Genomic DNA, 3,379 nt, shown 5'->3' with positions numbered 1-3,379 from the left:
CTTCAGTGGAGACTAGCACAAGCGGGGCGGATATTGCGAACCGGACGCTCACGCCTGCAGGCGGAGCACAGACCGTCAATCTTACCGTGCAGCGCTGGAAGGATCTGTAGTTCATGTGACGGGAGCATTGAGCAAACAATGCTCCCGATTCTTTAATATGGAGAGGAGCTGGAAAAGGTTATGAAGTACTTTGGGTCAAGGCGTAAGATTGGAGCACTGTTGCTGGGTCTCCTGCTGTTTGGCCAGTCTGTGGCCACTAATGTATCGGCTGAAATTGCTGCTTCGAATGTATATCATAACCATATGCCTAATTTCTGGGCTTACTATGATCTGAATTCCTATAATTCTGCCCCTGTAGGAAGTCCAATCCGTTATACATATGACGGTGAAGTAATCCATCTGAAGCAGAATCCGCCTGCCGGTTATAAATTTTATTTGCCCAATGGTTCACCGATGCCGCACGATGATCTAGTATCCTACTACTCCCATCATGCCAAGACCGGTGCTTATCTAACTTGGCCATGGAGTGTGGCGAATACGCTGCATAGCAATTATCCACAGGCACAGATGCATGTCACGATGTCCGGTTCTGTAGTGAACAACGTGAACAGCATTATTCAACAAGGAAATGTAAGCGGATACAGTAATGCGGCATGGGGTACTCCCTGGAAGAATGCGTACGATCAGCTCAAAACAACCAATGGAAACAATACACTGGATCTGATCCATTTCTCCGGGCATCACTCGATGGGGCCACTGGCCGGGAATGAATATTTGCTGAAGGATATGATCTATCATGGAGCCACGCTGGCCCAGCCTTATTTCCTAGGAAGCAGCTACAAGTCCTCGAAGGGTTTTTTTCCAACGGAGCTTGGCTTTTCCGAGCGGATAATACCGGTGCTGCAGAAGTTGGGTATCCAGTGGTCTGTGATTGGCAATAACCATTTCTCGCGCACCCTTAAGGATTATCCGCTGCTGAACAGTCCTGGAACAGACACGATGGTGTCACCGCCCAACCGGGCAGATCTTCAGAATGTCAGCACCCCGGGAGGCTGGGTGAGCCAGAACATGTTCAATGAACAGCAAGTGGTATACAATAAGTATCCTTTTGCCTCTACGGCGCATTGGGTACGTTATGTCGATCCTGCAAGTGGAGCGGAGTCCAGAGTAGTGGGCGTTCCTGTAGCACAGGCAGAGTCCTGGGAGGAAGGATACTTGGGCCAAGTCAAAGCTGACGCGCTTAAGCCGTATGAGAATCTGGTTGCGCAGAAGCAGATTTTCGTCGTAGCCCATGATGGGGATAATTCTTCGGGCCGGGCAGGCTCCGAAGAAACCTGGCGCAATGCCGGAAATGTTACCTATGCCGACAGCGGCGTAAAAGGTATGGGTATCGATGAATACCTGCGCAGTAATACACCAGCCACCTCCGATGTGGTTCACGTGCAGGATGGATCCTGGATCGATACCCGTGATTCCTCTTCCGATCCGACTTGGTATCACTGGCATCTTCCCTTTGGCATTTGGAAGGGACAGTTCGCCACGTTTAACCAGGTTAACGGAACTTCACTAGCCCCTAAGAAGAACCTTTCTGGTGTAGAGGAGGGGATGACTGTATCCTTCGAGAAGGGCTATCACTATCTTGAACGTAATTTTGCCTTACTCCAAGCTTCTTTGAATTATGCCAAAACAGCTGAGCAGATCTGGTTAGACGATCATCCGAATTACTGGAAACCGACCACGGCGCTGGATCGGGAAATTACGTATGACGGGAATCAGCTGAACCCCTGGATGCTCTCCTTTCCTGTAAAGGGAAACAGTGCCAATGATTATTCCGGTGGTGCGAACCCGGCTGAATTGGCTTGGTATTTCCTGCTTCCGGCAATGGATTCAGGCTTTGGCTATTACGACGAGAATGTTGATGACAGCGTGAAACCGGCTTTGTCCTTCAATCAATCGTTGTACTTTTCCAAGCCTTATGTATCGCAAAAGCTGGCCAAAGACAAAACAGGCCCTTCCGTCTGGTGGCCGCAGCGTTACCCGTACAATCCGGGCAGCGCTAATGTCAGTAAAGCAGAGGGTTGGACTCTGCAGCATTTTAACAACGTGTTCTCCATTTATACCTACGCTTTTGATACGAACGGTATCAGTGACATCAAAGTCAAAATCCGTGCTCACCGTGACAAGACCGCTGATGCTTCAGACAATACCTTTAAGGTCTATGACCCAACAGCTTTGGCATCCTCCGGTGTGTCCGGTATAGATCCCGCCAAGGTTGGGCAATGGGTGGAGTACCCGATGAATGTCCGTGATTTGAGCCCTGATATCAATGGTGTCGATTGGCAGCCAAGCAGTAAAGTCATCATGGAGAAGGTTCCGGCAACAGATATCGGAAATCTCTATTACAGCTACATCTCAGATTACCGGGACCAGTTGGTGGATTATTATATTGAAGCCAAAGACGCCAAAGGAAATGTTACACGCAGTGATATCCAGCAGGTATATGTTGGAGCAGGCAAGTATACACTGGCCAACGGCAAATATACGGAAAGCATGCAGGGCACTATTGAAGGCACGCATCCATTCATTACGGATCAGCCAGTAATTCCCGATAAGGAAGCACCAAGCACACCGGTTAACCTCCAAGCTTCTGTAACCCATGCCTCTTCTGCTGCCCTTACATGGAATGCATCCACCGATAACATCCGTGTGGCTGGTTATGAGATTTACCGCAACGGAGTCAAGATCGGATCTTCTGCAACCAACTCGTATACGGACAGTGGGCTGGCTTCTGAAACCAGTTACAGCTATACGGTAAAAGCTTTTGATGCCGCAGGTAACCTGTCGGCACTCAGCGCAGCCNATACGGACAGTGGGCTGGCTTCTGAAACCAGTTACAGCTATACGGTAAAAGCTTTTGATGCCGCAGGTAACCTGTCGGCACTCAGCGCAGCCGCTCTCGTCACCACTCCGCCTGGAAACAGTGTAACTATCTATTACAAGCAGGGCTACACGACACCATACATCCATTACCGTCCTGTTGGCGGCACATGGACGACTTCACCAGGTGTGGCTATGCCGGCAGCTGAAGTGGCAGGCTATAACAAAATTACGATCAACATCGGTTCCGCTACTCAGTTGGAGGCTTGCTTCAATAATGGAAGCGGCACCTGGGACAGCAACGGCGGCAGCAACTATTTATTTGGCGCGGGTACCTGGACTTACACACCAACCGGCAACATTCAGTCTGGCGGACCGGTGACGCCGACAGCGACGCCAACGCCAACACCGACTGTGACACCAACACCAACGCCAACACCAACTGCAACATCAACGCCTACAGCAACACCGACACCAACGGTAACTCCAACAGCGACTCCAA

1 protein-coding gene is annotated in these 3,379 nt (G+C 50.2%); it reads left to right on the top strand.

The genetic code is table 11. The features are described 5' to 3' along the window. Positions 1-180: 180 nt before the first annotated feature. Positions 181-3,379: carbohydrate binding domain-containing protein (locus ACAN54_RS29870; RefSeq protein ID WP_379164488.1), on the top strand; the 3,199-nt coding region annotated here is incomplete at its 3' end.

It is taken from the genome of Paenibacillus diazotrophicus (assembly GCF_042610465.1).
This window is presented reverse-complemented; position numbering and strand designations above follow the sequence as displayed.